The organism is Paraburkholderia humisilvae (assembly GCF_902859855.1).
Classification (GTDB): domain Bacteria; phylum Pseudomonadota; class Gammaproteobacteria; order Burkholderiales; family Burkholderiaceae; genus Paraburkholderia; species Paraburkholderia humisilvae.
Window position 1 is genome coordinate 24,327 of record NZ_CADIKH010000013.1, and the last position, 23,911, is coordinate 48,237.

The 23,911-nt window shown below is 63.6% G+C and carries 22 protein-coding genes and 1 tRNA gene; 11 read left to right on the forward strand and 12 right to left on the reverse strand.

The features are described from left to right. Positions 1-368 precede the first annotated feature (368 nt). From HV796_RS15315 to HV796_RS15325, 3 genes are all read right to left on the reverse strand, one after another. On the reverse strand, positions 369-1,565 hold the full coding sequence (locus HV796_RS15315; RefSeq protein ID WP_175227490.1) for a phosphoglycerate kinase: 1,197 nt from the start codon (positions 1,563-1,565) through the stop codon (positions 369-371). 240 nt (positions 1,566-1,805) lie between these two features. After that, on the reverse strand, positions 1,806-2,129 hold the full coding sequence (locus HV796_RS15320) for an AzlD domain-containing protein (RefSeq protein WP_175227355.1): 324 nt from the start codon (positions 2,127-2,129) through the stop codon (positions 1,806-1,808). Continuing rightward, the gene (locus tag HV796_RS15325; RefSeq protein ID WP_175227356.1) at positions 2,126-2,872 is read right to left on the reverse strand and encodes an AzlC family ABC transporter permease; all 747 of its coding nucleotides are present in this window, start codon (positions 2,870-2,872) and stop codon (positions 2,126-2,128) included. Before HV796_RS15325 ends, HV796_RS15320 begins: the two co-directional genes overlap by 4 nt. A gap of 325 nt (positions 2,873-3,197) precedes the next feature. Here HV796_RS15325 and HV796_RS15330 point away from each other — a divergent pair, with 325 nt between their 5' ends. The 6 genes from HV796_RS15330 to HV796_RS15355 all read left to right on the forward strand — a co-directional run bounded on the left by HV796_RS15330 (position 3,198) and on the right by HV796_RS15355 (position 8,138). Then, the gene (locus tag HV796_RS15330; RefSeq protein ID WP_175227357.1) at positions 3,198-4,121 is read left to right on the forward strand and encodes a branched-chain amino acid transaminase; all 924 of its coding nucleotides are present in this window, start codon (positions 3,198-3,200) and stop codon (positions 4,119-4,121) included. Positions 4,122-4,215: 94 nt separating this feature from the next. Next, on the forward strand, positions 4,216-4,410 hold the full coding sequence (locus HV796_RS15335) for a zinc-finger domain-containing protein (RefSeq protein ID WP_075155855.1): 195 nt from the start codon (positions 4,216-4,218) through the stop codon (positions 4,408-4,410). Between the two features lie 312 nt (positions 4,411-4,722). Continuing rightward, a complete protein-coding gene (gene waaF / locus HV796_RS15340) occupies positions 4,723-5,748 on the forward strand; it encodes a lipopolysaccharide heptosyltransferase II (protein WP_175227358.1) in 1,026 nt (341 codons plus the stop codon). A gap of 235 nt (positions 5,749-5,983) precedes the next feature. Further along, positions 5,984-6,430 carry a nuclear transport factor 2 family protein gene (locus tag HV796_RS15345; protein ID WP_175227359.1) on the forward strand — a complete coding sequence of 149 codons (447 nt, stop codon included), beginning with the start codon at positions 5,984-5,986 and terminating at the stop codon, positions 6,428-6,430. Positions 6,431-6,469: 39 nt separating this feature from the next. After that, complete coding sequence (locus HV796_RS15350) at positions 6,470-7,531, forward strand: hydrolase (RefSeq protein ID WP_175227360.1); 1,062 nt, start codon at positions 6,470-6,472, stop codon at positions 7,529-7,531. Beyond that, positions 7,524-8,138: a DUF2946 family protein gene (locus tag HV796_RS15355; protein WP_175227361.1), complete on the forward strand. Its 615-nt coding sequence runs from the start codon at positions 7,524-7,526 to the stop codon at positions 8,136-8,138. Before HV796_RS15350 ends, HV796_RS15355 begins: the two co-directional genes overlap by 8 nt. Before the next feature lie 56 nt (positions 8,139-8,194). Here the strand turns inward: HV796_RS15355 and HV796_RS15360 are convergent, their stop codons facing one another. Beyond that, positions 8,195-9,904 (reverse strand): M48 family metalloprotease, encoded by a 1,710-nt coding sequence (locus tag HV796_RS15360; protein ID WP_175227362.1) that lies wholly within the window; start codon positions 9,902-9,904, stop codon positions 8,195-8,197. A gap of 248 nt (positions 9,905-10,152) precedes the next feature. On the opposite strand from HV796_RS15360, the gene moaC reads away from it, so the two are divergent. Beyond that, positions 10,153-10,632, forward strand: a complete 480-nt coding sequence (moaC, locus tag HV796_RS15365; RefSeq protein WP_175227363.1) for a cyclic pyranopterin monophosphate synthase MoaC — start codon at positions 10,153-10,155, stop codon at positions 10,630-10,632. On the opposite strand, the gene HV796_RS15370 is transcribed toward moaC, so the two are convergent. The 8 genes from HV796_RS15370 to recA all read right to left on the reverse strand — a co-directional run bounded on the left by HV796_RS15370 (position 10,633) and on the right by recA (position 19,169). Beyond that, complete coding sequence (locus HV796_RS15370; protein WP_175227364.1) at positions 10,633-12,420, reverse strand: PglL family O-oligosaccharyltransferase; 1,788 nt, start codon at positions 12,418-12,420, stop codon at positions 10,633-10,635. 121 nt (positions 12,421-12,541) lie between these two features. Beyond that, a complete protein-coding gene (locus HV796_RS15375) occupies positions 12,542-13,168 on the reverse strand; it encodes a pilin (protein WP_175227365.1) in 627 nt (208 codons plus the stop codon). 156 nt (positions 13,169-13,324) lie between these two features. Continuing rightward, the gene (locus HV796_RS15380) at positions 13,325-14,038 is read right to left on the reverse strand and encodes a TerC family protein (RefSeq protein WP_175227366.1); all 714 of its coding nucleotides are present in this window, start codon (positions 14,036-14,038) and stop codon (positions 13,325-13,327) included. Positions 14,039-14,216: 178 nt separating this feature from the next. After that, positions 14,217-15,098, reverse strand: a complete 882-nt coding sequence (gene sucD, locus HV796_RS15385; RefSeq protein ID WP_175227367.1) for a succinate--CoA ligase subunit alpha — start codon at positions 15,096-15,098, stop codon at positions 14,217-14,219. Positions 15,099-15,221: 123 nt separating this feature from the next. After that, entirely contained in the window at positions 15,222-16,394 is a 1,173-nt protein-coding gene (gene sucC / locus HV796_RS15390) for an ADP-forming succinate--CoA ligase subunit beta (RefSeq protein WP_175227368.1), read from the reverse strand. After that, positions 16,391-17,128, reverse strand: coding sequence for a DUF2889 domain-containing protein (locus HV796_RS15395; RefSeq protein WP_175227369.1), 738 nt, complete (start codon positions 17,126-17,128; stop codon positions 16,391-16,393). The genes sucC and HV796_RS15395 overlap by 4 nt, the downstream gene beginning before the upstream one ends. Positions 17,129-17,359: 231 nt before the next feature. After that, on the reverse strand, positions 17,360-18,073 hold the full coding sequence (recX, locus tag HV796_RS15400) for a recombination regulator RecX (RefSeq protein ID WP_175227370.1): 714 nt from the start codon (positions 18,071-18,073) through the stop codon (positions 17,360-17,362). Positions 18,074-18,083: 10 nt separating this feature from the next. Continuing rightward, positions 18,084-19,169: a recombinase RecA gene (recA, locus tag HV796_RS15405; RefSeq protein WP_175227371.1), complete on the reverse strand. Its 1,086-nt coding sequence runs from the start codon at positions 19,167-19,169 to the stop codon at positions 18,084-18,086. A 257-nt stretch (positions 19,170-19,426) separates the two neighbouring features. On the opposite strand from recA, the gene HV796_RS15410 reads away from it, so the two are divergent. The 4 genes from HV796_RS15410 to HV796_RS15425 all read left to right on the forward strand — a co-directional run bounded on the left by HV796_RS15410 (position 19,427) and on the right by HV796_RS15425 (position 23,861). Continuing rightward, complete coding sequence (locus HV796_RS15410; RefSeq protein WP_175227372.1) at positions 19,427-20,203, forward strand: response regulator transcription factor; 777 nt, start codon at positions 19,427-19,429, stop codon at positions 20,201-20,203. Positions 20,204-20,217: 14 nt separating this feature from the next. Further along, positions 20,218-21,762 (forward strand): sensor histidine kinase, encoded by a 1,545-nt coding sequence (locus tag HV796_RS15415; protein ID WP_175227373.1) that lies wholly within the window; start codon positions 20,218-20,220, stop codon positions 21,760-21,762. 228 nt (positions 21,763-21,990) lie between these two features. Then, positions 21,991-23,649 carry an MFS transporter gene (locus HV796_RS15420; protein WP_175227374.1) on the forward strand — a complete coding sequence of 553 codons (1,659 nt, stop codon included), beginning with the start codon at positions 21,991-21,993 and terminating at the stop codon, positions 23,647-23,649. A 135-nt stretch (positions 23,650-23,784) separates the two neighbouring features. Then, positions 23,785-23,861 (forward strand) — tRNA-Met (locus HV796_RS15425). Positions 23,862-23,911 lie beyond the last annotated feature (50 nt).

The window sequence follows — 23,911 nt, forward strand, 5'->3', positions numbered from 1 at the left end:
GCTATGAGTCGGATGCGGAGGCTGCGCGCCGACCGGTACTGCCGGGGCGTATGCGCCGTTTGTGCTGCTCGCGTCAACGCGCTTGGGTCGCGCGGCGAGCATCGGCGTCGGATTATCGGATGCGGCTGCGCGGTTTGCCGCGCTATTTTGCGCCGGCGCATGTTGCACCGTCATGTTCGAGGTCGGGGGCGACCCGGCGAGCGCCACAGCAGAATCGGCTGTGGCGGGCGCCGCTTCATCGGCCGGTCGCGGCGGCGGCGCGTCTTGCGCCGCGGTGTTCTTCGGCGCGCGCGCTCCCGCCGAGGATCCCGCACGCGACGAGGCGCGCGTTTTCCGCGTGGTGCTGGTGGGAGAGCGCTGCGCCACGTTCAGGCCCGCGATTCGAGAACTTCGACCGCCGGCAGCTTCTTGCCCTCGAGGAATTCGAGGAACGCGCCGCCGCCCGTCGAGATATAGCTGACCTTGTCGTGAATGCCGTACTTGGCGATCGCCGCGAGCGTATCGCCGCCGCCCGCGATCGAATACGCAGGCGACCTGGCGATGGCTTGCGCCAGTGTCTTCGTGCCGTTGCCGAACTGATCGAATTCGAACACGCCGACCGGGCCGTTCCAGACGATCGTGCCGGCCTTCTCGAGTTGCGACGCGAGCACCTTCGCGGTCTCGGGGCCGATGTCGAGGATCATGTCGTCGTCTTGCACGTCGGCGACCTGCTTGATTTCGGCCTTCGCGGTCGGCGCAAACTCCTTCGCGGTCACGACGTCGATCGGAATCGGCACCGACGCGCCGCGCGCTTTCGCCTGCTCGATGATCGCCTTCGCTTCGCCGAGCAGATCCGCTTCGGCAAGCGATTTGCCGATCTTCAGGCCCGCGGCAAGCATGAACGTATTCGCGATGCCGCCCCCGACGATCAACTGATCGACCTTGTCGCCAAGCGACTTCAGGATAGTCAGCTTGGTCGACACCTTCGAGCCGGCGACGATCGCCACGAGCGGCCGCTTCGGCGCACCCAGCGCCTTGCCCAGCGCTTCGAGCTCAGCGGCCAGCAGCGGGCCCGCGCAGGCCACCGTCGCGTACTTCGCGATGCCATGCGTGGTCGCTTCCGCGCGATGCGCGGTGCCGAACGCGTCATTCACGTAGACGTCGCACAGCTTCGCCATTTTTTGCGCGAGTTCGTCTGAATCCTTTTTTTCGCCTTTATTGACGCGGCAGTTCTCGAGCAGCACGAGCTGGCCCGGCGCAACGCTCACGCCGTTTTCGACCCAGTTCTGCACGAGCGACACGGGGCGGCCAAGCAGTTCCGAGAGGCGCTGCGCGACCGGCGCGAGCGAATCTTCGGGCTTGAAATCGCCTTCGGTCGGGCGTCCCAGGTGCGAGGTGACCATCACGACGGCCGCGCCCGCGTCGAGCGACGCCTTGATGGCGGGCACCGATGCGCGGATGCGGGTGTCTTCAGTGATGTTGCCTGCGTCGTCTTGCGGGACGTTCAGGTCAGCGCGGATGAAAACGCGTTTGCCGGACAGCTTGCCTTCGGTGATCAGATCGGAGAGACGCAATACGTGGTTCATGGACATGTGTATGCGAGTTGATTGGAAGGCGGTGGCGGACGCTGCGCGGGCGGTCAAGGGCGGCGGCATGAACGGCGAGATCGTCGCGGCACGCGCAGCGCCCAGACCCGCGGCCAGATTGCAGGCTGCCTGCAGGCGTCAGGAGGCTGCCATTTTAACCGATCCCCTTGCCGTTTCGATCCGCCCCCGGCTGATTGACAATATTCGGCAAACGCGGTCCGGGCGAATCCGTCAGCGGCCTTACAGCACAAGTCGCAGCGCCGTAAACACCAGCATCCCGACGATGATCGTCTCGACCATGCTGCGTCGCAGCAAATACCAGGCGAGTCCCGCAAGCGTCGCATAAAAATCGTGATTCGCGAGCGCGAACGACACGCCCTCGTCCGTCACCAGCACATCCGGCAGCACGACGGCGATCAGCGCCGCGGCGGGCGCGTAGCGCAGCATCCGCTGCACACGCTCGGGCAGCACGGTACGTTCGCCGCCGATCAGAAACAGCGCGCGCGTGAGCGCGGTCACGAACATCATGCCGAGAATCGCAAGCCAGATTCGGGTAGCGCTCATTGCGAATCCCCCGCGCGGTTGCGGATGCGGCGCAAATCGGCGCGCTCGACGATCAGATCAGTCGCACTGCCCGCCGCGATCGCCGCCACCACCGCAAGCGGCAGCGCGAGCCGGTACGGCAGATCGAACAGCAGCAGCGACACGACGCCCGCCACCGCAACTGCGGCGAGCGTCGAGCGATTTGCAATTGCCGACACCATGATCGGGATCAGCGCCAGCGTGCCCGCGAGGCCAAGGCCCCAGTTATCCGGAAACAGGCTCGCCAGCAGGATGCCGATAATCGACGACACTTGCCACGAAACCCAGCTCGCGACCGCCATGCCCCAGAAGAATGGCTCCTTGCCCGGCACGTAGCCCGTGGCAAATGCCTTCTTCTGGAACAACAGATAGATGATGTCGCCGTTGAAGTAGCCGACGAGGAGCCGCCGCCACAGCGGCAGATAGGCGAAATGCGGCGCAAGCCCGGCGCTGAAGATCACAAAGCGCGTGTTGACCATCGCGGCGGTGAGCAGCACGGTCCAGATCGGCAGTTTCGCGGCGAGCAGCGGCAGCACCGCGAGTTGCGACGAGCCGGCATAGACCAGCAGCGACATGCCCAGCGCCTGCGGCACCGTCATCACCGATTTGCTCATCGCGATGCCCGTCACCAGCCCCCACGAGAAGATAGCCATCAAGGTCGGCGAATAGGTGCGCAGGCCTTCATGAAATGCGCGGCGATCGGGTTCGGAAAGGTGAGCGGGCATGAGACGGAGGACGCCGGCACGCCTCGATGGCGCTCCGGCAAACAGCGTGGCCGGCCTTGACGGCCCGGCCACATAGGCGGATTCATGTTATGTGTGCGCGGAATTATAGCGTCCGGTCCACCCAGGAATGTCCGGTCGCCCTACAAAAGACGCTAAAATAATAATCTTCGCCGCCTCGCAGCTGCTGCAACAGCCCGTTTTGCAGCTTGCGCGAGGTCAAGCCTGTTCCTGAAGCGCGCCTTTCAGGCGAGTTCATGCGGGCCGCGGCTTTGTCGTTGCACTCCCGCAATCAATTATTCGCTAAAGCACTGCCCTGGAGAATCGTATGTCAATGGCCGACCGCGACGGCAAGATCTGGATGGATGGCAAGCTCATCGACTGGCGCGACGCCAAGATTCACGTGCTCACCCACACGCTGCACTACGGGATGGGCGTTTTCGAAGGCGTCCGCGCATACCGGACGGCCGACGGCGGCACTTCCATTTTCCGTCTGAAAGAACACACCAAACGTCTCTTCAACTCGGCGAAGATCTTCCAGATGGACGTGCCGTTCGACCAGGAAACGATCGCCGCCGCGCAGCGCGAAGTCGTGCGTGAAAACAGGCTCGAGACGTGCTACCTGCGCCCGATCGTCTGGGTGGGCTCGGAAAAGCTCGGCGTGTCGGCACGCGGCAACACGATCCACGTTGCGATCGCCGCATGGCCGTGGGGCGCCTACCTCGGCGAAGACGGCATGACCAAGGGCATCCGCGTGAAGACGTCGTCGTTCACGCGCCATCACGTGAACGTGTCGATGGTCCGCGCGAAGGCGTCGGGCTGGTACGTGAACTCGATTCTCGCCAACCAGGAAGCGACCGCGGACGGCTACGACGAAGCGCTGCTGCTCGACGTCGACGGCTACGTGTCCGAAGGCTCGGGCGAGAACTTCTTCCTCGTCAACCATGGCAAGCTGTACACGCCTGACCTGTCGTCGTGCCTCGACGGCATCACGCGCGACACGGTCATTACGCTGGCGAAAGACGCAGGCCTCGAAGTGATCGAGAAGCGCATCACGCGCGACGAAGTCTATACCGCCGACGAAGCGTTCTTCACCGGCACCGCCGCTGAAGTCACACCCATTCGCGAGCTCGACAACCGTACGATCGGCGCCGGCACGCGCGGCCCCATCACCGAAAAGCTGCAGTCCGCGTTCTTCGACATCGTGAATGGCAGGAGCGCGAAGTACGCGCACTGGCTCACGAAAATCTGATTCGAGCAAACCTGGGCGGGCGCCGCCAGACGTTGTCAGACCTTTACGAACAGCGGACCGTGCGCCCGGCATCCCGCATAGACGAGAAAGCCTCATGAGCGAAATCAAGGAAATGCCGCTGGTCGAGCTGTCGGCAAAAGATCTGCCCGCTTACTGCCCGAATCCGGCCATGCCGCGTTGGAGCATGCACCCGCGCGTGTTTATCGACGTCACGCACGGCGAAGCACGTTGCCCGTACTGCGGCACCCGCTACAAGCTGCGCGACGGCGAAGTGGTCAAAGGCCACTGAAGCCGGCGGGCATCCGGGTTGCGCCCGCTTCTTTGGTTGGTCGAGGTTCGACGGTCCACTTTGCGGCCGAATGGGCGAATTTGCCACCGCGCGCAGCGCTCGTCGCAACGTGCGCACGGACGGAAGCGCAATCCCTGATGCATCTGCCGGCGTGCTGACCGACGCGTGCGGGGGGTCGTCGTTTGGACGCGCGAGACTACGTATTCTTTGGCTCCGCTCCGTGCGCGTGACCCCGTCTCTTTCAAACCTGTAACCTGAACGCCGCACGCCCTCGCGCGTGGCGCTTCTTTTCGACATCGGAAACTTATCCTGATGCGTCGCGCGTTGGTTATCGCACCGAACTGGATCGGTGACGCATTGATGGCGCAGCCGTTCCTTGCGCGCCTTGTCAAACTCCATCCGCGCATCGTGATCGACGCGGTCGCACCCAGCTGGGTGGCGCCCGTGCTCGAACGGATGCCCGAGATTCGCGATGTCTACGCGACCGATCTCGCCCACGGCAAGCTGCAGATGCTACGCCGCTGGCAGTTGGCGAGCGACCTGCGCGACGTCGGCTACGACGCGGCGTACGTGCTGCCCAACTCGCTGAAGTCGGCGCTCGTGCCATGGCTCGCGGGCGTCCCGCTGCGCATCGGCTACACCGGTGAAAGCCGCTACGGCCTGTTGAACGTGCGTCACACGAATCCGCGCAAGGACCAACGTCCGCCGATGGTCGGCCACTATGCGGCACTCGCGTACGCGCCCGGTGCGAACGCGCCGGGCGACCTGCCGGTGCCGCGTCTCGATGCCGATCTGAACGAGGCGTCGCGTGTATCGGCGCGCTTTAACCTCGATGCGCGCGTGCCGCTGCTGGTTTTCTGCCCGGGCGCCGAGTACGGGCCCGCGAAGCGCTGGCCGCCGGAGCACTTCGCTGCGCTCGCGCAAATGATCGGTCAGTCGTTCCCGTACACGCAGATCATCGCACTCGGCTCACCGAAAGACGCGCCGCTCGCGCAGGCCATCGTCGACCGTGCGCCGAACGTGCGCAACCTGTGCGGCCAGACCGCGCTCGGCGAAGCCTGCGCGCTGATTACACGCGCCAATGCGGTCGTCACCAACGATTCGGGCCTGATGCACGTCGCCGCCGCGCTGCGCCGGCCGCTCGTCGCGGTGTTCGGATCGACTGATCCGCGCCACACCCCGCCCCTGTCGGACCTCGCAAAGGTACAATGGCTGCATCTCGAATGCAGTCCGTGTTTCGAACGCGAATGTCCGCTGGGCCATCTGAACTGTCTGCGGCAATTGAGCGCTGAGCAGGTATTCGATGACTTGCGCGGCATGCTGATCGCGCAGCGGTAGGCCGCGCGGCCGCGGCACCGGCCGAGCGCGCGAGGCCCGCCACGTCCGGCCCAGGCCGCACGAGGGCGCGTCACGTGTGCGTCTTGCAGCACGGGCATTCTCGCGGTTGTCCGCCGCCGGCTGCCGACGCCAGCTGCACGAAATGCACGCGGCGCGCCATGCTCGCAGCGCCCGCCGCCCGTCGATGCCGTATGACCTGCAACCGCGCACGCCGCGCCTAACAGACTGACGAGCCATGCCACGTTTCGCCCATATCTTCGAAGCCGCTGCGGATACCCTCAACGCCTATTACCAGGCGGTCGCGGAGGTCAATATCGAGAGTCTGATGGGCCTATGGATCGACGAGGAGTTCGTCACCTGCATCTGCGCGGACGGCTCGCATCTGCATGGTCTCGACAACATCCGTGCGGGGCTTGCTGCGCAGCTCCAGGCAACGCCGGTGTCGATCGAGCCGCTCGATATCCGCGTCTACGACAGTCTCGGCACGGTCGTCTACGCGATTGCCGAAGCGCATCGGCCGGCCAACCCGGCGGCCACGCCGTCGATGGTGTTTACCACGTACGTGATGGTCCACGAACGTGGTGAATGGCGCATTGCGCATATCCACGCGAGTGCGATGCCGAACGAAACCGCCACGCAATTCGCTGCCAAAATGAGGCACGGCCAGGGGCCACTGCATTGAGCGACGGCATGACGCCTCGCTGATTCGACCGGTACTGCGATGAGCACGACGCACGACAAACACGCTTCCTCCACGCGACACCGCGCTACGGCGGCGGTCGAGGCAACGGTCGACATGCTGTACCGCGCGCCGCTCTGGCTGCCGACCAGCCACGCGCAGACCATCGTACCGGCGCTGTTCGGTCGCCGTCCCACCGTGAACTACCGGCGCGAGCGCTGGGACACACCGGATGGCGACTTTATCGACCTCGACTGGCTGGTCCACGACGCACAGCACGCGCGATCCGAACCGGCGTCCGATGGCGCCCCGCTATTCGTGCTGTTTCACGGGCTCGAAGGCAGCTCGACGTCGCATTACGCGCTCGCGCTGGTGGACGCCGCGCATCGCTGCGGCTGGCAGGCGGTGGTGCCGCACTTTCGCAGTTGCAGCGGACCGCTGAATCTGCTGCCGCGCTTTTATCATCTTGCGGACAGCAACGAAGTCGACTGGGTGTTGCGGCGGCTGCGCGACGTACATCGCGGCCCGCTCGTCGCGGCGGGGGTGTCGCTTGGCGGCAGCGTGCTGCTGCGCTGGCTCGGCGAGCGGCGCGAAGACGCTTCGTTCGTCGCGGCCGCGGCGGCCATTTCCGCGCCGCTCGATGTGCACGCGGGCGGACGCGCGCTTTCGCAGGGCTTCGGCATGGTCTACACGCGCAGCTTCCTGAAGACGCTCAAGAAGAAAGCGCAGCGCAAGCTGACGCAATACCCGGGGCTGTTCGATCTGGACGCGATGCTCGCGAGCCGCACGATGTTCGACTTCGATGACGTCGTCACCGCGCCGCTGCACGGCTTTCGGAATGCCGACGATTACTGGACGCGCGCCGCGACGCGACCATGGCTGCCGGAAATCACGGTGCCCACGCTGGTGTTGAACGCACGCAACGATCCGTTTTTGCCCGGCACGGTGTTGCCGTCGCCGCATGACGTATCGAATGCGGTCGAGCTCGATCAGCCCGCGGACGGCGGACATGTCGGCTTCATGACCGGGCCGTTTCCCGGCCGGATCGACTGGCTGTCGCGGCGGGTCTTCGGTTACTTCGCGCCGTTCACGCAGCATGGATGAGATCGTCAAACAGGCGCTCGCCAAATGGCCGAACGTCCCGTATTGCACCGGCTGGCTGCTGCTCGACCGGCGCGGCACGTGGCGCATGCGCGACGAGGCCGCGCAGGCGCGCGGCGCGCTCGGCGAGCCAATCCGGCATGCGGCGCTGCTCGGCTTTATCAACCGCAACTACGAATGCGATAGGGACGGCCAGTGGTTCTTTCAGAACGGACCGCAGCGCGTGTATGTCGAACTGGTCTATACGCCATGGATCGTGCGGCTGGCCGTCGATGATGCAAACGGGACGCTGGTGCTCACCGACCATGCTGGCCAGCCATTCGAGCCGGCTGCCGTCTTTGTGGACGATGAAGGCGGCGTGCTGCTTTCCGATGATGCATCGCCCGCGCGGATAGCCGCGCTGCACGACCATGATCTCGATCTCTTTTCCGAGCACGCCGAACTATCGGCGGATGGCGGCACCGGCCGGTTCAACTGGCGCGACGACTATGCGCTGCCGCTTCAATCGATTTCGCGAGCGCAGGTCGCGGCACGCTTCGGGTTTGTCGCGAGCCCGGCTGCACGGGCTGTTGCGGCGGCGTCTGGCAGTTCAGCGGACGGACGCCCCTAACGCACACGCTAGCCCGATGGCACAGTCGCGGCGCCGTTCACCGCTCTCAACCGCGGTCAACTATTGTCTTTCTCGTCCTGCCGCTCTTCCTTGTAGCGCGCCTCGAACTCGTGCAAGCGCGCGTCGATCGTCGACAGATCGTAGTAACCCGCCGTTTTGATGTCACGCGCTTCCTTGAGCTGCCGGATCGCCGATGGCCACGCGCCTTCGAGCGCAAATTGCTCGGCTAGCGCCCGATGCTGCGTCAGTGCGTCGCCGCTGCCCGCGCTCGCCTGCGCCAGATAGAGCCACCAGGCGGGTTGCTGCGGCTCCGCCTCGGTCTCGCGCTTCGCCTGCGCCTGCGCCTCCTCGAAGCGCCGCGCGGTAAGCAGCGTGCGCAAATGGATCTCGATGGCCGCGTGTGACTGCGGCCAGCGCGCCTGCGCGATCTGCGCGAGCCGCAGTGCGTCGTCGTCATGGCCGGCGCGACGCGCAATATCGGCGGCCAGCACATCGAGGCTCGGCGAGCCGCGCGTCGCGTCGCCTTCCCTGCGCGCATTCGACTCGAACACCTGACGCGCAGTCGTAAGCGTTGCAGCCGCATCGTCGTAGCGTTCGAGCAGCATCTGCGCGTAGGCAATGCCGTACCAGTTCGCTGCGACGTTCAATGCGGTCTTGTCTTCGATCTCCGAGCGCATGCGCGAAATTTCATCGGCATAGTCGCTGCGAGAACGGTCCTGCAGCACGCGCGCACGCGCACGCACGAAGCCATACTCGGGCGCCTGGTGCGGCTGCCGGTACGGCGAGCGACGCGCGCGGTCGGCCATGTCGGCGATGCGCTCGCCGGTCAACGGGTGGGTTCGCGCATAGGCCGGTACGCCCGTGTCACCCATTGATGCGCGATCGAGCCGTTCGAAGAACGACACCATCCCATAGGGATCGTAGCCCGCGCCTGACATCAGCTGGAAGCCGACGCGGTCCGCTTCGTGCTCGGCCGCGCGCGAGAAGCGCAGTTGATTGTCAACCGCGTACGCCTGACCACCGAGCGCGATCGCGCTGCCAAGGTCGCCGCTGTGCGCAAGCACGCCCGCGAGCACGCCGAACAGCACACTGGCGAGCGCCGCATAGCTGCTCTTTTCGCTCGCGCTGATCATCCGCGCGATATGCCGCTGCAACACGTGGCCCATTTCGTGGCCGATTACCGATGCCAGTTCGGATTCGGTCTGCGTCGTGACGATCAGCCCGGTATTGACGCCGATAAAGCCGCCCGGCAGCGAAAACGCATTGATTTGCGGATCGCGCATCGCGAACAGGTCGAAGTCCGGCCGGTATCCGCCGATGTATTGCGCACTCGCTGCCGCCGCGAGCTTTGCCGAGACCGAGTTCAGATAGTCGCGGACCAGCCAGTCGCCGATATAGTCGGGATCGCGGCGCACCTCGCGCATCACGCGCTCGCCGAGCTTGCGTTCGGCTTGTGGCGTCAGCGAGCCGCCGGAGCCGTCGCCGAGATCGGGCAGTTGCCACGTCGAGACGGGCGCGCGCAAGCTCGCATTGCCACCGACGTTGCCCGAAAAACGCGATTGCGCGCCGCCATACGTGCCAAATACGCCCTGCGCGATATCGGGCGGTAGCTCGGGAGACGCGTATTGTTCGAGCGGGCCCGATTCGAGCGGTAAACTGCCGGGCAAACTACTGGGCAAACTGCGGCTGGCGGCTTGCGCAAGCAAGGGCTGCGGTGCGGCAAGCGCGACGGACAACAACACGGCAAGGAACCGATTCGGACGCATTGCGTGGTGCGCGGGTTCGCGAGGTTGAAATCGCGGGACGAAGATCGTGCCCTGCGGCGTATTCACTTCTGCTGGTCTCGCACGATTGTAACCAGTCGCCCACCCCGTGGCGACCGTGCGAAGACAGGCGGCGTATGGTCAAATTCTAGCGCGCGGCGCCCGCGCGGAATTCAGTGGACGGCGCAAACCCATTGCGATGACCGGCGTCGACCCGTCGCAGGAATATTAAGCGTACCAGGAGCACAACCATGCGTGAACTCACCCACTTCGACGCGGCCGGCCAGGCGCATATGGTCGACGTCGGCGGTAAAGAGGAGACTCAACGTGTCGCAATTGCGCGCGGTTCGATCCGGATGCTGGCGGCTACGTTCGCGTTGATTCGCGACGGCAACGCGAAAAAAGGCGACGTGATCGGCGTCGCGCGGATTGCCGCGATTCAGGGCGCGAAGCGCACCGCCGATCTGATCCCGCTGTGTCACCCGCTGGCGCTCACACGAGTGACGGTGGATTTCGTACTCGATGACACGCTGCCGGGCGTCCATTGCACCGCGCAAGTGGAAACGCGCGGACGGACCGGCGTCGAAATGGAAGCGTTGACCGCGGTGCAGGTCGGGTTGCTGACGGTCTACGATATGTGCAAGGCGGTGGACCGCGGGATGGCCATCACCGACGTCCGTGTGCTGGAGAAGCATGGCGGCAAGTCGGGGGATTGGGTCGCATCGCTGTGATCAGCCGTCGTCGTCGTCCTCGTCGTCCTGATTGATGTCTTTCGGTGGCGTTCCGTATTTCTTCACCAGGTCGGCTTTGAAGCCCGCCAGCGTCTTTTGCTCATCGAGAAGCGTGTACAGATACGCCAATTGCGACGGCCAATCGTTCAACTCCTCAGCGAACAGCTTCAGGCGTCCGACGGTATCGAACGCGCCCTGCATGTCGCCGTTCAACGCCTGTAGCACCGCGTAGCGGCGCAACACCGTTTCGCCCGGCAGCAGCGCGATCGCCTGCTTGTGCATCTCGAGCTTGTACGGCAGATTCATGCCGTTCATCGGCAGCAGCGTCGCCATCCCATACTCGCCCCATGCGCCGAACAGGATCGACGGATTCGCCTCGTATTGCTCGGCCGGACGCGAGCCGTAGTACAGCACTTCCGCACGGTTATAGTCGCGCAGCAGCGGATACAGCGCGGCGAGCCCGAAGAACACGATGACCGAATAGGCAGTCAGCGATACGCCGCCCGGTATCCAGCGCAGCGGCTTCGTGTCGAGCAGTCCGAAGATGAACATCGCAGGCAGCAGGAAAAACATGTATTGCTGCGGATACTCGACAAGCGCGTGCATCACGAGCACGCCAATCATGGCAAGCGCGAACACCCGCGCGGCCGTGTGCGGCACGCGCAGCACGCGGACCAGCCACGTCAGCAATCCGAGCAGCACGATAGCCAGACCGATCACACCCGTCTTCGCAAGCAGGTCGATAAAGATATCGTGCGAGTTGTTCGCGATCTCGACATGCCCCAACTGCGTGACCAGATCGAACTGGTAACGCGGAAACTCGCCCCAGCCGACGCCCAGCAGCGGATGAGACTCGAACATCGTCCAACCGTATTTCCACAGCGCAAGCCGCGGTGCGATTTGCCCGGCCTCCGTGAAGCGATCGGCGGCCGACACCGCCAGGTCGAGGTGATAGCGAACATTGGCCCAGCGCACCACCACGTTGATCAGCACAAACAGCAGTGCGAGCGCGAACGGAACCAGCCATTCGCGATCGCTTCGACGCCGATGCGGATCGCGCCGCTTTTCGGCGAATGCCATCCACCAGCCCGCGACCACGATCACGCCGGTTTGGAGCCACGGGCCTCGCGAAACCGTGAGCGCCAGGCCCAGCGAAAAAATCGCTGACAGCAGCGCCCAGACGATCACGTTCAGCCGCCGCGTCTGCACGAGAAACATCGCGCCTGCCACCCCGAACGCAATGACGGTCGCGAGGTGATTCGCCTGCGCCATGTTCCCGAACGGACGCCGGTCAACGATGATGTTGTACGCGACGACGAACGGCGTGACCTTCGCTTCCAGGTGAAACAGTTGGATCACCTGGCAGAACACCGCAAACAGCGCACCGATGACCATCGCGCCCGCGCCGACGCACAGCACGGTCTCCGTGAGCTCCGCGCGATTGAAACCAAAGCCGGTATGCACCGCCAGCAGCGCGGCGAGCACGAACCCGGCGCCCAGCCAGTTCATCGACGGCTGCGCGAGGGGCAACGCGAAGGTCTGCGCGACAAGCACGATGCCGAACCCTAGTGGCACGAGCGCCACCACTGGCGAGCCGAACGGGATGCGCGGGTGCGACGTCCAGACCATCAGCGCGACGGCGGCGCCGGTCAACAGGTACAGCGCGAGCGCTGTGTACTCCGCATAGAAGGTCGGGATCGGATAGGTATGGTTGACGACCGCATACGGAAGAATCAACGCACAGACCAGCAGGAAAAGCGAAAGATAGCGTGCAAATGTCGTGGGCATGAGCAATGGGAGACGTCGGCAACCGGCGCACTATACAAAAGAATCATCCCGCTGTGCGCCGGCTGTGCCGAAATACGCCGGTAAGGTCAGGTAACCGTGGCGCTATTAGAAGATTCATGCATCATGCGCGGCATTCCGGTGGCGCGAAATTCGCCGGCAGCGTCGCGGCATCGGCCGGCAGCGGACCGGCACCCGGCGCGGGCAACGACGATGCACTCTTGCCGCCTGCGAAGCACTCCCACGTCACGACACCCGGCTGTGACACACCTTTCGCGAGGCCAACACGCGCGGTAGGCGCATCCGCATTGTCCGGCACCGACGGCACCAGCACCAGCGTGCTCGTCTGCGCCGGCGCGACCCGCGTGCTGAACGCGACGGTGATCTGGCCGCTATCGTCATCGACATGAATCGATTTCACGTTGCGTGTAGCGGGCGGCGATGTATAGCCGCCGCCCAGCGCGTTGCCGCTCGCGGCGTTTTCCGCGACTGTAAGCCGCGCGGACGCGGCAAGCGACAAACCCTCGCCCACCCGGCTGCGCGCCAGATAGTCCTGATACGCGGGAATCGCGTATGACGCGATCACGCCGACGATCGCGAGCACGATCATCAGCTCGATCAGCGTGAAGCCATAAGCGGCGTAACAGGCCCGTGCGAGCCCAAGCGGCCATTGCCAGCGACCGTCCGGTGGACTGAAACGGCGGCGCGAAAAAAACGAAGACAAAGAATAGACGGCGACAGTTGCGATCATGGGCAAAACTCCTCGAAGCAAAAACGCCTGTCCCGCACATCAGGACAGGCGTTGCGATCGTAACGAGCTTCGCCAGGCTTACCTAGTCAGCCGAACGGCATATGTTCGCGGCGTGCAAAGTGCCGTAAAGTGGCGGCCGCGAACGTGAAGCGAAAGCTAATGCGATGAGTGGCCAGCCAGCCGCGCGTTGCGCCGCTTGAGCAGATGACCGGTGATCAGCACAAACAGCGCACCGGCAATGCTCATGCCGTACTCGGCAGCCGGCGTATCGAGAATCGGCCAACGGTCGCCGGCCGGATCGTTGATGATGAGCCCGCCCGCAATCCAGCCGAGCAGCGCCGCGCCCAGCGAGACGACGATCGGATAACGGTCGAGCAGCCGCAGCACCAGCTGACTGCCCCAGACGATCAGCGGAATGCTGACCAGGAGGCCGAAGATCACGAGCGCGATGCGGTGTTGCGGGTCCGCCTGCTCCGCTGCGCCGGCAATCGCGATTACGTTGTCGAGGCTCATCACCGCGTCCGCGATGATGATCGTCTTGATCGCGGTGATCAGCTTGTCGGCAGGTTTGATGTTCGCGTGCCCATCGGGCGAAGGCGCCAGCAGTCGTACGCCAATCCATAACAGCAGCAGGCCGCCGGTGAACTTGAGCAGCGGCACGTCGAGCAGCGCGACCGCGAACGCGATCAGCGCGACGCGCAGCAGGATCGCGCCGAGGGTCCCCCACACGACTCCGCGCGTACGCTGCGCGGCCGGCAGATCGCGGCACGCAAGCGCGATCACGATCGCGTTATCGCCACCCAGCAGAATGTCGATCACGATGATCTGGAAGACTGCGGCCCAATGCAGTGTCGCGAAAAATTCGAGCATGAAAGCAGGGTAAAAGCCCGGAGTCAGGACCGGCGATAAAAAAGCGAGGGAGGGACGCTCTCTCGCTTGGTGTAAAAAAATCGGTGCTTTACGAAAGAATTTCGTAAGAGTATCAAAAAAATACGCCGGCGTACCTGAAAGTACGCCGGCGTTCGTGGGTAACGCGACGAAAACGGCTTTACAGCACCGATTTCAGCAGACGCGCCATTTCCGACGGGTTCTTCGTGACCTTGATACCGCAGGCGTCCATGATCTCGAGCTTCGCCTCAGCGGTGTCCGCACCACCGGAGATCAGCGCGCCAGCGTGACCCATGCGCTTGCCCGGAGGCGCCGTCACGCCCGCGATGAAGCCGACCACCGGCTTCTTCATGTTGTCCTTGATCCAGTGAGCGGCGTTCGCCTCGTCCGGACCGCCGATCTCACCGATCATGATGACCGCGTCCGTGTCCGGATCGTCGTTGAACATCTTCATTACGTCGATGTGCTTCAGACCGTTGATCGGGTCGCCGCCGATCCCGACCGCCGACGACTGGCCAAGACCCAGCGCGGTCAACTGGCCGACTGCTTCGTACGTCAGCGTGCCCGAACGCGACACGACGCCGATGCGGCCCTTGCGGTGAATGTGGCCCGGCATGATGCCGATCTTCAGCTCGTCCGGCGTGATCGTGCCGGGGCAGTTCGGTCCAAGCAGCAGCGTCTTGCGGTTTTCGCGACGCATGCGGTCCCTGACCTCGATCATGTCGCGCACCGGAATGCCTTCGGTGATGCAGATCGCGAGATCGAGATCGGCTTCAACCGCTTCCCAGATCGCAGCAGCGGCGCCCGCCGGCGGCACGTAGATGACCGACACGGTCGCGCCGGTTTCAGCCTTCGCTTCCTTGACGCTCGCGTAAATCGGAATGCCCTCGAAGTCTTCGCCGGCCTTCTTCGGGTTCACGCCCGCGACGAAAGCTTCGCGGCCGTTTGCATATTCACGGCAAGCCCGCGTATGGAACTGACCGGTCTTGCCGGTGATGCCCTGCGTGATGACCTTCGTGTCTTTGTTGATCAGAATCGACATGTATTGACCTCTGTTCGTTTGGCTTCGCGTCTTCGGCGCTCGTTATACGGTGCTTCGCGTGGAAGTTGCGTACGCGCGCCGCGCTCTCGCGCCGCCATTCGTATCCGGTGATTGGCGCTGGCCTTAAGCCTTCTTGCCCGACGCCGCCGCGACAACCTTCTGCGCGGCCTCTTCCATGCTGTCCGCCGCGATGATCGGCAGGCCCGATTCGGCAAGCATTTTCTTGCCGAGGTCTTCGTTCGTGCCCTTCATGCGGACCACGAGCGGCACCTTCAGCGACACAGCCTTCGACGCCGCGATCACGCCTTCCGCGATCACGTCGCAACGCATGATGCCGCCGAAGATGTTGACGAGAATCGCCGTCAGGTTCGGGTTCTTCAGCATGATCTTGAACGCTTCGGTGACTTTCTCGGTCGTCGCGCCGCCGCCGACATCGAGGAAGTTGGCCGGCTCGCCGCCGAACAGCTTGATCGTGTCCATCGTCGCCATCGCGAGGCCGGCGCCGTTCACCAGACAGCCGATATTGCCGTCGAGCGAGATATAGGCGAGATCGAACTTCGACGCTTCGATTTCAGCCGGATCTTCTTCGTCCAGATCACGGTACGCGACGATTTCCGGATGACGGAACAGCGCGTTCGAATCGAAGTTGAACTTCGCGTCGAGTGCGATCACCTTGCCGTCGCCGGTCAGGATCAGCGGGTTGATTTCGGCGAGCGACGCATCCGTTTCCCAGAACGCCTTGTACAGACCTTGAAGAATCGTGCGCGCTTGCGGCAGCGAAGCGTCGGGCACGCCGATCTTCTTCGCGAGGCCGTCAGCTTCCGCATCTTGCAGGCCCTTGGCCGGATCTACCGCCACCTTATGGATCGCGTCCGGGTGCTTCTCGGCGACTTCTTCGATGTCCATGCCGCCTTCGCTCGACGCCATCACGACAACCTTCTGCGACACGCGATCGATCACGAGACCGACATACAGTTCCTTCTTGATGTCAGCGCCTTCTTCGATCAGCAGGCGATTCACCTTCTGGCCTTCCGGACCGGTCTGGTGCGTGACGAGCTGCATGCCGAGGATCTGATTCGAATACTCGCGCACCTGGTCAAGCGACTTCGCGACCTTCACGCCGCCGCCCTTGCCGCGGCCGCCCGCGTGGATCTGAGCCTTCACGACCCACACCGGGCCGCCCAGTTCCTGAGCGGCCTTGACCGCGTCGTCCACCGAGAACACCGGCTTGCCGCGCGGTACCGCGACTCCGAATTTCCGCAGGATTTCCTTACCCTGGTACTCGTGAATCTTCATGCGTGATTCCCTTCAGTCTGAGAGTTGGATAGAACTTCTTTACCGGCTGTCTCCTCAGCGGCTGCGTGCGCAGCCGATGCGCCGGCGCGCGACGCCTCGCGAGGCTGCAACGATCGCGGCGCGTGGCCGTACCAGCGCGGATAGAACTGCCGTACCGCCTCGCCGTCGAATCGCAGCGTATGGCAGCGACCCAGTTGGAATGGCGGTTTATCGTTTGAATTTTCGTTGGAATGCGCGTCGGCTCCCGCCCGTCCCTCCGCTTTGTCCTGTTCGCCGCTCGCGCGGGGGCTTCCGTTCGTGGTATTCCACACGTCGCCGGCAAAGGCCTGGATTGCCGCACTCGGCAACACCGCGCAGAGCTCGGTGAGATGCGTGCAGCCGACCGTGCCGCCGAGCAGACGCGCGGCGTGACGGCGGAAGTTATCGAAGAGATTGAGCCCGATAAGGGCACGATAGGCGGAATTGGACGTTTCGCAAAGACCCGGATACGGAACCCAGGCCGACGACGCTTCGGCGTCGACGACATTGAGCTTGCGATCGATCGTGATGCGAAGCCAGAGTTCATGGATCGGCAGGCCATTGGGCCGGACACCTGACGCCAGCACGGTATCGCGCGGCTTGACGTCGGTGAGGCACGCCTCGATATCCCACAACCCATCTGCACGCTCATAAGCATCCGCTCGGATTGCGCGGCGATGGCGCAATTGACGGGGCACGGGCGGGGAAAGCGACATGCGAGGGGAAGAAGGCCGGATTTGGAAACCTCCGGATTTTAGCATATCGGGTATCCGTGCCTCGGCATGGCCCGTGCGAATCGGACAGCCTCGGCGACGAGTTAGCAGCGAGCTTTCAGGGTCGACGGGGTGGTGAAACGGTAAGGGCGACATCCGTGCGGCATTTGCGGCTTGGTCGATGCCTGCATTGGCACCTGCGTCGGCCCATGCATCGACTCCTTCGTCGGCATTTCAGTCTTCGTCGATGCCCTTGAGGATTCTTGAGACCACCGTTTGCGAAAATCCACGCGCGACGAGGAAACGTGCCTGCTTCGCGCGTTCCGCGGGCGTTTCGGGAAGTTGGCCGTACTTCTTGCGCCAGACGGCTTGCGCGCGCGCCAGTTCGGTTTCGCGCAATCGTGCGGCGGTTTCTTCAATCAGCACGGAGCCGACACCTTGCCGCTTCAATTCGCCGACGATGCGGTTCGCGCCGAGCCGCGGTGCGCGGCGATGGACAACGCTTTCGGTGAAACGTGAGTCGGAGAGCCAGCCCTCCTGCTCGAGCGCGTCGAGCAGCGAGTCGAGCGAATCGCCGTCTTCGACGAACGACTGCAGCTTACGGGACAATTCCGCGCGGCTATATTCGCGCCGGGACAAGTGAGCGAGCGCGCGGCTCTTCAGCGAGCGGGTTGGCCGCTGGCGTTGTGAGCCGGCGGAGGTTGAATCCGTTGTGTCAGGTTGGCGACGCGAACGGGTGTAGGTGGTTTCGCCGTCTGCGGCGCTGGAATGGGAACCCGATCGGGAACCGGATCGTGCAGACGGGCCACGACCCTCCGCCCGGTCATGTGCATCGAAAGACTCGAAGGGATCGAATGCATCGCTGGGGTTCGAACGATCGCGCTCTCCCCCGTCGCGCGGGCCGCCCGCATCACGTCCAGACTCGAACACCGGTTGGCCCTTGCGCATCACGTCGTGCTTACTCTTCGCCCGCGACTTCCGCGTCTTCTGAGTCTGCGCCAATCACCGCATCGACCGGCATCGCATTCACACCCACCGACTCGCGGACGCGGTTTTCGATTTCACGTGCGATGTCCGGGTTTTCGCGCAGGAATTCGCGTGCGTTGTCCTTGCCCTGACCGATCCGCTCACCGTTGTAGCTGTACCAGGCACCCGCCTTGTCGACGATCTTCGCCTGAACGCCCAAGTCGATGATTTCGCCCTGACGCGAAATACCCTCACCGTACAGAATGTCGAAAATCGCTTCGCGGAACGGTGGCGCCACCTTGTTTTTCACCACCTTCACACGCGTTTCGTTGCCGATCACTTCGTCGTTTTTCTTGATCGAGCCGATCCGGCGGATATCCAGACGCACCGACGCATAGAACTTCAGCGCGTTGCCGCCAGTCGTGGTTTCCGGATTGCCGAACATCACGCCGATCTTCATGCGGATCTGGTTGATGAAGATCACGAGGCAGTTCGTACGCTTGATCGTGCCGGTGAGCTTGCGCAGCGCCTGCGACATCAGTCGTGCCTGCAGACCCGGCAGCGCATCGCCCATTTCGCCTTCGATTTCCGCCTTCGGCACAAGCGCCGCGACGGAGTCGATCACGATCATGTCGATCGAGCCTGAACGCACCAACGCGTCCGCGATTTCGAGTGCCTGTTCGCCGGTATCCGGCTGCGAAACCAGCAGGTCCGACACGTTCACGCCGAGCTTCGCCGCGTACTGGATGTCCAGCGCGTGTTCCGCATCGATAAACGCCGCGGTGCCGCCGATCTTCTGCATTTCAGCGACGACTTGCAGCGTCAGCGTGGTCTTACCCGACGATTCCGGCCCATAGATTTCGACGACCCGGCCACGCGGCAGACCGCCGACACCCAATGCGATATCGAGGCCGAGCGACCCGGTGGAGACCACCTGAATGTCTTCGACTGCCTCACCTGCGCCGAGCCGCATGACCGACCCTTTGCCGAACTGCTTTTCGATCTGCGCGAGCGCGGCAGCAAGCGCCTTGCTCTTTTCAGCCGTCAGTCCAGCCGAGCCTTTCTTGCTTTCTTCCATGAATCGTCCTTTGCTATGATGAACGGCGCCTGTGCAGGCTGTGCATGCCCCTCCCGTCGGATCGAACCCGGGCAACACGCCAGTCGCAGACACTGTATAAAAAAACAGTGGTTTTGGCAAGCTCAATTACGGCCAATTTGCGCACATGCACGCATGTGTAAACACGCATGGCCAATCAGATACCAACCCCACCACAATAATGTTTCGGAGACGCCGCGCGCCGGACATACCGGTGCCGGCATGCCTGCCAGCGCATCATGCGAATTCTCATTGCCGAAGACGACAGCATACTCGCGGATGGTCTGATTCGATCACTCCGCCAATCGGCCTATGCCGTTGATCACGTGAAGAACGGCGTCGAAGCGGACACCGCGCTGTCGATGCAGACTTTCGACCTGTTGATTCTCGATCTCGGCCTGCCGCGCATGTCCGGGCTCGAGGTGCTGCGCCGTCTGCGCGCGCGCAATTCGAACCTGCCGGTGCTGATTCTGACGGCCGCGGATAGCGTCGACGAGCGCGTGAAGGGCCTCGACCTCGGTGCCGACGACTATATGGCCAAGCCGTTCGCACTCAACGAACTCGAAGCACGCGTGCGGGCGCTCACGCGGCGTGGCGCGGGCGGCGGTCCGACAGTCGTGCGGCATGGATCGCTGTCGTTCGATCAGGTCGGACGCATCGCGTACGTGAACGACCAGGTGCTCGATCTGTCCGCACGCGAACTCGGATTGCTCGAAGTGCTGCTGCAGCGGATCGGCCGGCTCGTTTCGAAGGAACAACTGGTCGATCACCTGTGCGAATGGGGCGAAGAAGTCAGCAATAACGCGATCGAGGTCTACGTGCACCGGCTGCGCAAGAAGATCGAGCCGAGCGGCGTGCGCATCATCACGGTGCGCGGGCTCGGCTACTGTCTTGAGAAAGCCGCCCCGGCGCCGGCCCAGCAAGCCGCAGCGGGCGCAGCGGCGGCAACGTCCGCAGCGCAGACGCCTGAGCGCGCCGCATCGTCCGCGATGCCGGCGAGCCATCACTACAAGTAAGCAGACCCAGCGCCATGTCCGCCCGCGCAGATCGCGCCACAGCTGCTCCGGCGCACGCGGCGAACCTCGACGAAGACCGCGACGCCCGCTACGAAAACCCGTTCGCGCCGCCCGACGAAACCGAAGCGGCGGCCGAGACGCGCCCACGGTCGCTATTTGGCGAGATTCTCGACTGGATGCTCGCGCCGCTGTTGCTGCTGTGGCCGATGAGCATCGCGGTGACCTATCTGGTCGCGAAGTCGATCGCGAACGGCCCGTTCGACCGCGCGCTCGAGACCGATGCGTATGTGCTTGCGCGCCAGATCCAGCCGGTCAACGGCCTCGCCGAACTGAGGCTGCCCGATTCGACGAGCGATTTCCTACGCGCCGACAATATCGATAGCGTGTTCTATCAGGTGCTGGGCACGCGCGGCGAACTGGTCGGCGGCGAGCGCGATATGCCGCTGCCGCACGAAGACGACCGGCCGCAGCCGGGCATCGTCGAATTCCGCGACGACGTGTTGCATGGCAACGACATCCGCGTCGCCTATACGACGGTCGAATTTCCGCAGACGCAAGGCGCACAGCCGGTGCTCGTGCAGGTCGCGGAGACGCTCGACAAGCGCAGCCAGCTCGCGAACGACATCATCAAAGGCGTGATCCTGCCGCAATTCGTGATCCTGCCGCTCGCCATCGTGCTGGTGTGGTTCGGGCTATCGCGCGGTCTCGCGCCGTTGCACGCACTGCAAGCGCATATCCGCGCGCGGCGTCCAGACGACCTGTCGCCGCTTGAAGCACGCCGCGCACCGCCGGAAATCGAACCGCTCGTCACGTCGTTCAACGATTTGCTGACGCGCCTCGAACAAAACATGGAACTGCAAAAGCGCTTTATCGCCGATGCCGCGCATCAGATGAAGACGCCGCTTGCCGGCCTGCGCACGCAGGCGGAACTGGCGCTTCGGCAGGACGTATCGACGGAAGTACAGCGCTCGCTTGAGCAGATCGCGACGAGTTCCGAGCACGCGGCACGGCTCGTCACACAACTGCTTGCGCTGGCGCGCGCGGAAAACCGGATGTCCGGGCAGGTCTTCACACCGGTCGAGATCACGGAGGTCGCGCGCCATGCGGTACGCGACTGGGTGCAGGCGGCGCTCGCCAAGCAGATGGACCTCGGCTACGAAGGACCGGATCTGCCGGTTGAAGTGGAAGGCAATCCGGTGATGCTGCGCGAGATGCTGTCGAATCTGATCGACAACGCGATCCGCTACACACCGCCTGGCGGACGCGTGACGGTGCGTGTGCGCGAAGAGCCGCCGCACGATGCGCCGCATTGGGTTCACCTCGAAGTCGAAGACACAGGGCTCGGCATACCGGCCGCCGAACGCGAGCGCGTGGTCGAGCGCTTCTACCGGATTCTCGGCCGCGAAGGCGACGGCAGCGGCCTCGGTCTGGCGATCGTCCGCGAGATCGCGACGATGCACGGCGGCACGCTCACGATCGACGACAACGTCTATCGGGAATCGCCGCGACTCGCCGGCACGCTCGTGCGTGTCAGTTTGCGGGCACGGGACTTACCCTAACCATCAGGAAACGCCGACCGGCGCGACCTCGTCAAAACAGCACGTTGCCAAAAATTATGGGCAAGATGGCCGACGTATAGACAAAAATCCGAGATTTTCCGAAAAACAACGCGCCGCACAGTCAGACTATTCCGAGTCAGTAGGCCGTAAGTTTCCACTCCAATAATCGGGGGCACGGATCCGCCTTTCCGGGCGACCGCGTGCATAAATCAATAGTGGAGACGACATATGGCTACCGTAAGCGGGCAGGTCTCGCACGCGCCGATGACAGCCGATGAGAAGCGGGTGATCTTCGCATCGTCGCTGGGCACGGTATTCGAGTGGTACGACTTTTATCTGGCTGGCTCGCTGGCGGTCTTCATCAGCAAGAGCTTCTTTTCCGGCGTCAATCCGACCGCGGGCTTCATTTTCACGCTGCTGGGCTTTGCCGCGGGCTTCGCGGTGCGTCCGTTCGGCGCGCTGGTGTTCGGGCGGCTCGGCGACCTGGTCGGCCGCAAGTACACGTTCCTGATCACGATCGTGATCATGGGTCTGTCGACTTGCGTGGTTGGCTTCCTGCCGGGATTTGCATCGATCGGGATCGCTGCGCCGGTGATCTTTATCGCGATGCGGCTGTTGCAGGGTCTCGCGCTTGGCGGCGAGTACGGCGGCGCGGCGACTTACGTAGCCGAGCACGCACCGGCGAATCGGCGCGGCTTCTATACGTCGTGGATCCAGACGACGGCGACGCTGGGCCTGTTCCTGTCGCTGCTCGTGATTCTCGGCGTGCGCACGACGATGGGCGAAGACGCGTTCGGCGCATGGGGCTGGCGCATTCCGTTCATTGCCTCGCTGATTCTGCTGGCGGTGTCGGTGTGGATCCGGTTGCAACTGAACGAATCGCCGGCATTCATGCGGATCAAGGCCGAAGGCAAGACGTCGAAGGCGCCGCTGACGGAAGCATTCGGCCAGTGGAAAAACCTGAGGGTGGTGATTATCGCGCTGCTCGGCCTGACCGCGGGTCAGGCGGTGGTGTGGTACACGGGCCAGTTCTATGCGCTCTTCTTCCTGACGCAGACGCTGAAGGTGGATGGCACGAGCGCGAACATCCTGATCGCGCTTGCGCTGTTGATCGGCACGCCGTTCTTCGTGTTCTTCGGCTCGCTGTCGGACCGCATCGGCCGCAAGCCGATCATTCTGGCGGGCTGCCTGATCGCGGCGCTGACGTACTTCCCGCTCTTCAAGGCGTTGACGCACTATGCGAACCCGGCGCTGGAGGCTGCGCAGCAGCGCTCGCCGATCGTCGTGATCGCGGACCCGAGCGAGTGCTCGTTCCAGTTCAACCCGGTGGGCACGGCGAAGTTCACGTCGTCGTGCGACATCGTGAAGAGCGCGCTGTCGAGGGCGGGTCTGAATTACGAGAACGTCGCAGCGCCGCCGGGAACGATTGCGCAGGTCAAGGTGGGCGACGTGGTGATCAACTCGTTTGACGGCCGGGCCGCGAACGCGAAGGACCTGGGCAAGGCGTTCGAGACGCAGTTGGGCTCGACGCTGAAGGCGGACGGCTATCCGCCGAAGGCTGATCCGGCGCAGATCAACTGGCCGATGACCGTGGTGATCCTGACCATCCTCGTGATCTACGTGACGATGGTGTACGGACCGATCGCGGCGATGCTGGTGGAGATGTTCCCGACGCGGATCCGGTACACGTCGATGTCGTTGCCGTATCACATCGGCAATGGCTGGTTTGGCGGGTTCCTGCCGGCCACTGCGTTCGCGATTGTGGCGGCTAACGGCAACCTCTACTCCGGGCTGTGGTATCCGATCATCATCGCGATGATGACGTTTGTGATCGGGCTGATTTTTGTGCGGGAGACCAAGGACTCCAATATCTATGCGCAGGATTGATGGGGGCGGTGGGCGGGGTGTTTCTGCGCGCTGCCCTCTGCTCTGCTCCGTCGTGTGATGTAGATCGAGCGTCCTGATAAGGGAACCGGCGGGGGTTGACGACCCCCGCCGACCTCCCTATAATTGTCGGTCTTAGGCGAATTAGCTCAGTCGGTTAGAGCGACGGAATCATAATCCGCAGGTCCGGGGTTCGAATCCCTGATTCGCCACCAAATGCGAAACCCCTGTAGATCAAAGATCTACAGGGGTTTTTTGCTTTGAC

What these genes read in the sequence shown, in the direction of transcription:
- HV796_RS15360 (WP_175227362.1), bottom strand. Translation starts at nt 9,904, where the DNA reads ATGCGTCCGAATCGGTTCCTTGCCGTGTTGTTGTCCGTCGCGCTTGCC.
- HV796_RS15355 (WP_175227361.1), top strand. Translation starts at nt 7,524, where the DNA reads ATGGATGAGATCGTCAAACAGGCGCTCGCCAAATGGCCGAACGTCCCG.
- HV796_RS15375 (WP_175227365.1), bottom strand. Translation starts at nt 13,168, where the DNA reads ATGATCGCAACTGTCGCCGTCTATTCTTTGTCTTCGTTTTTTTCGCGC.
- waaF (WP_175227358.1), top strand. Translation starts at nt 4,723, where the DNA reads ATGCGTCGCGCGTTGGTTATCGCACCGAACTGGATCGGTGACGCATTG.
- HV796_RS15335 (WP_075155855.1), top strand. Translation starts at nt 4,216, where the DNA reads ATGAGCGAAATCAAGGAAATGCCGCTGGTCGAGCTGTCGGCAAAAGAT.
- HV796_RS15315 (WP_175227490.1), bottom strand. Translation starts at nt 1,565, where the DNA reads ATGAACCACGTATTGCGTCTCTCCGATCTGATCACCGAAGGCAAGCTG.
- sucD (WP_175227367.1), bottom strand. Translation starts at nt 15,098, where the DNA reads ATGTCGATTCTGATCAACAAAGACACGAAGGTCATCACGCAGGGCATC.
- sucC (WP_175227368.1), bottom strand. Translation starts at nt 16,394, where the DNA reads ATGAAGATTCACGAGTACCAGGGTAAGGAAATCCTGCGGAAATTCGGA.
- HV796_RS15325 (WP_175227356.1), bottom strand. Translation starts at nt 2,872, where the DNA reads ATGCCCGCTCACCTTTCCGAACCCGATCGCCGCGCATTTCATGAAGGC.
- HV796_RS15350 (WP_175227360.1), top strand. Translation starts at nt 6,470, where the DNA reads ATGAGCACGACGCACGACAAACACGCTTCCTCCACGCGACACCGCGCT.
- HV796_RS15380 (WP_175227366.1), bottom strand. Translation starts at nt 14,038, where the DNA reads ATGCTCGAATTTTTCGCGACACTGCATTGGGCCGCAGTCTTCCAGATC.
- HV796_RS15320 (WP_175227355.1), bottom strand. Translation starts at nt 2,129, where the DNA reads ATGAGCGCTACCCGAATCTGGCTTGCGATTCTCGGCATGATGTTCGTG.
- HV796_RS15370 (WP_175227364.1), bottom strand. Translation starts at nt 12,420, where the DNA reads ATGCCCACGACATTTGCACGCTATCTTTCGCTTTTCCTGCTGGTCTGT.
- HV796_RS15330 (WP_175227357.1), top strand. Translation starts at nt 3,198, where the DNA reads ATGTCAATGGCCGACCGCGACGGCAAGATCTGGATGGATGGCAAGCTC.
- recX (WP_175227370.1), bottom strand. Translation starts at nt 18,073, where the DNA reads ATGCGCAAGGGCCAACCGGTGTTCGAGTCTGGACGTGATGCGGGCGGC.
- HV796_RS15415 (WP_175227373.1), top strand. Translation starts at nt 20,218, where the DNA reads ATGTCCGCCCGCGCAGATCGCGCCACAGCTGCTCCGGCGCACGCGGCG.
- HV796_RS15410 (WP_175227372.1), top strand. Translation starts at nt 19,427, where the DNA reads ATGCGAATTCTCATTGCCGAAGACGACAGCATACTCGCGGATGGTCTG.
- recA (WP_175227371.1), bottom strand. Translation starts at nt 19,169, where the DNA reads ATGGAAGAAAGCAAGAAAGGCTCGGCTGGACTGACGGCTGAAAAGAGC.
- HV796_RS15420 (WP_175227374.1), top strand. Translation starts at nt 21,991, where the DNA reads ATGGCTACCGTAAGCGGGCAGGTCTCGCACGCGCCGATGACAGCCGAT.
- HV796_RS15395 (WP_175227369.1), bottom strand. Translation starts at nt 17,128, where the DNA reads ATGTCGCTTTCCCCGCCCGTGCCCCGTCAATTGCGCCATCGCCGCGCA.
- moaC (WP_175227363.1), top strand. Translation starts at nt 10,153, where the DNA reads ATGCGTGAACTCACCCACTTCGACGCGGCCGGCCAGGCGCATATGGTC.
- HV796_RS15345 (WP_175227359.1), top strand. Translation starts at nt 5,984, where the DNA reads ATGCCACGTTTCGCCCATATCTTCGAAGCCGCTGCGGATACCCTCAAC.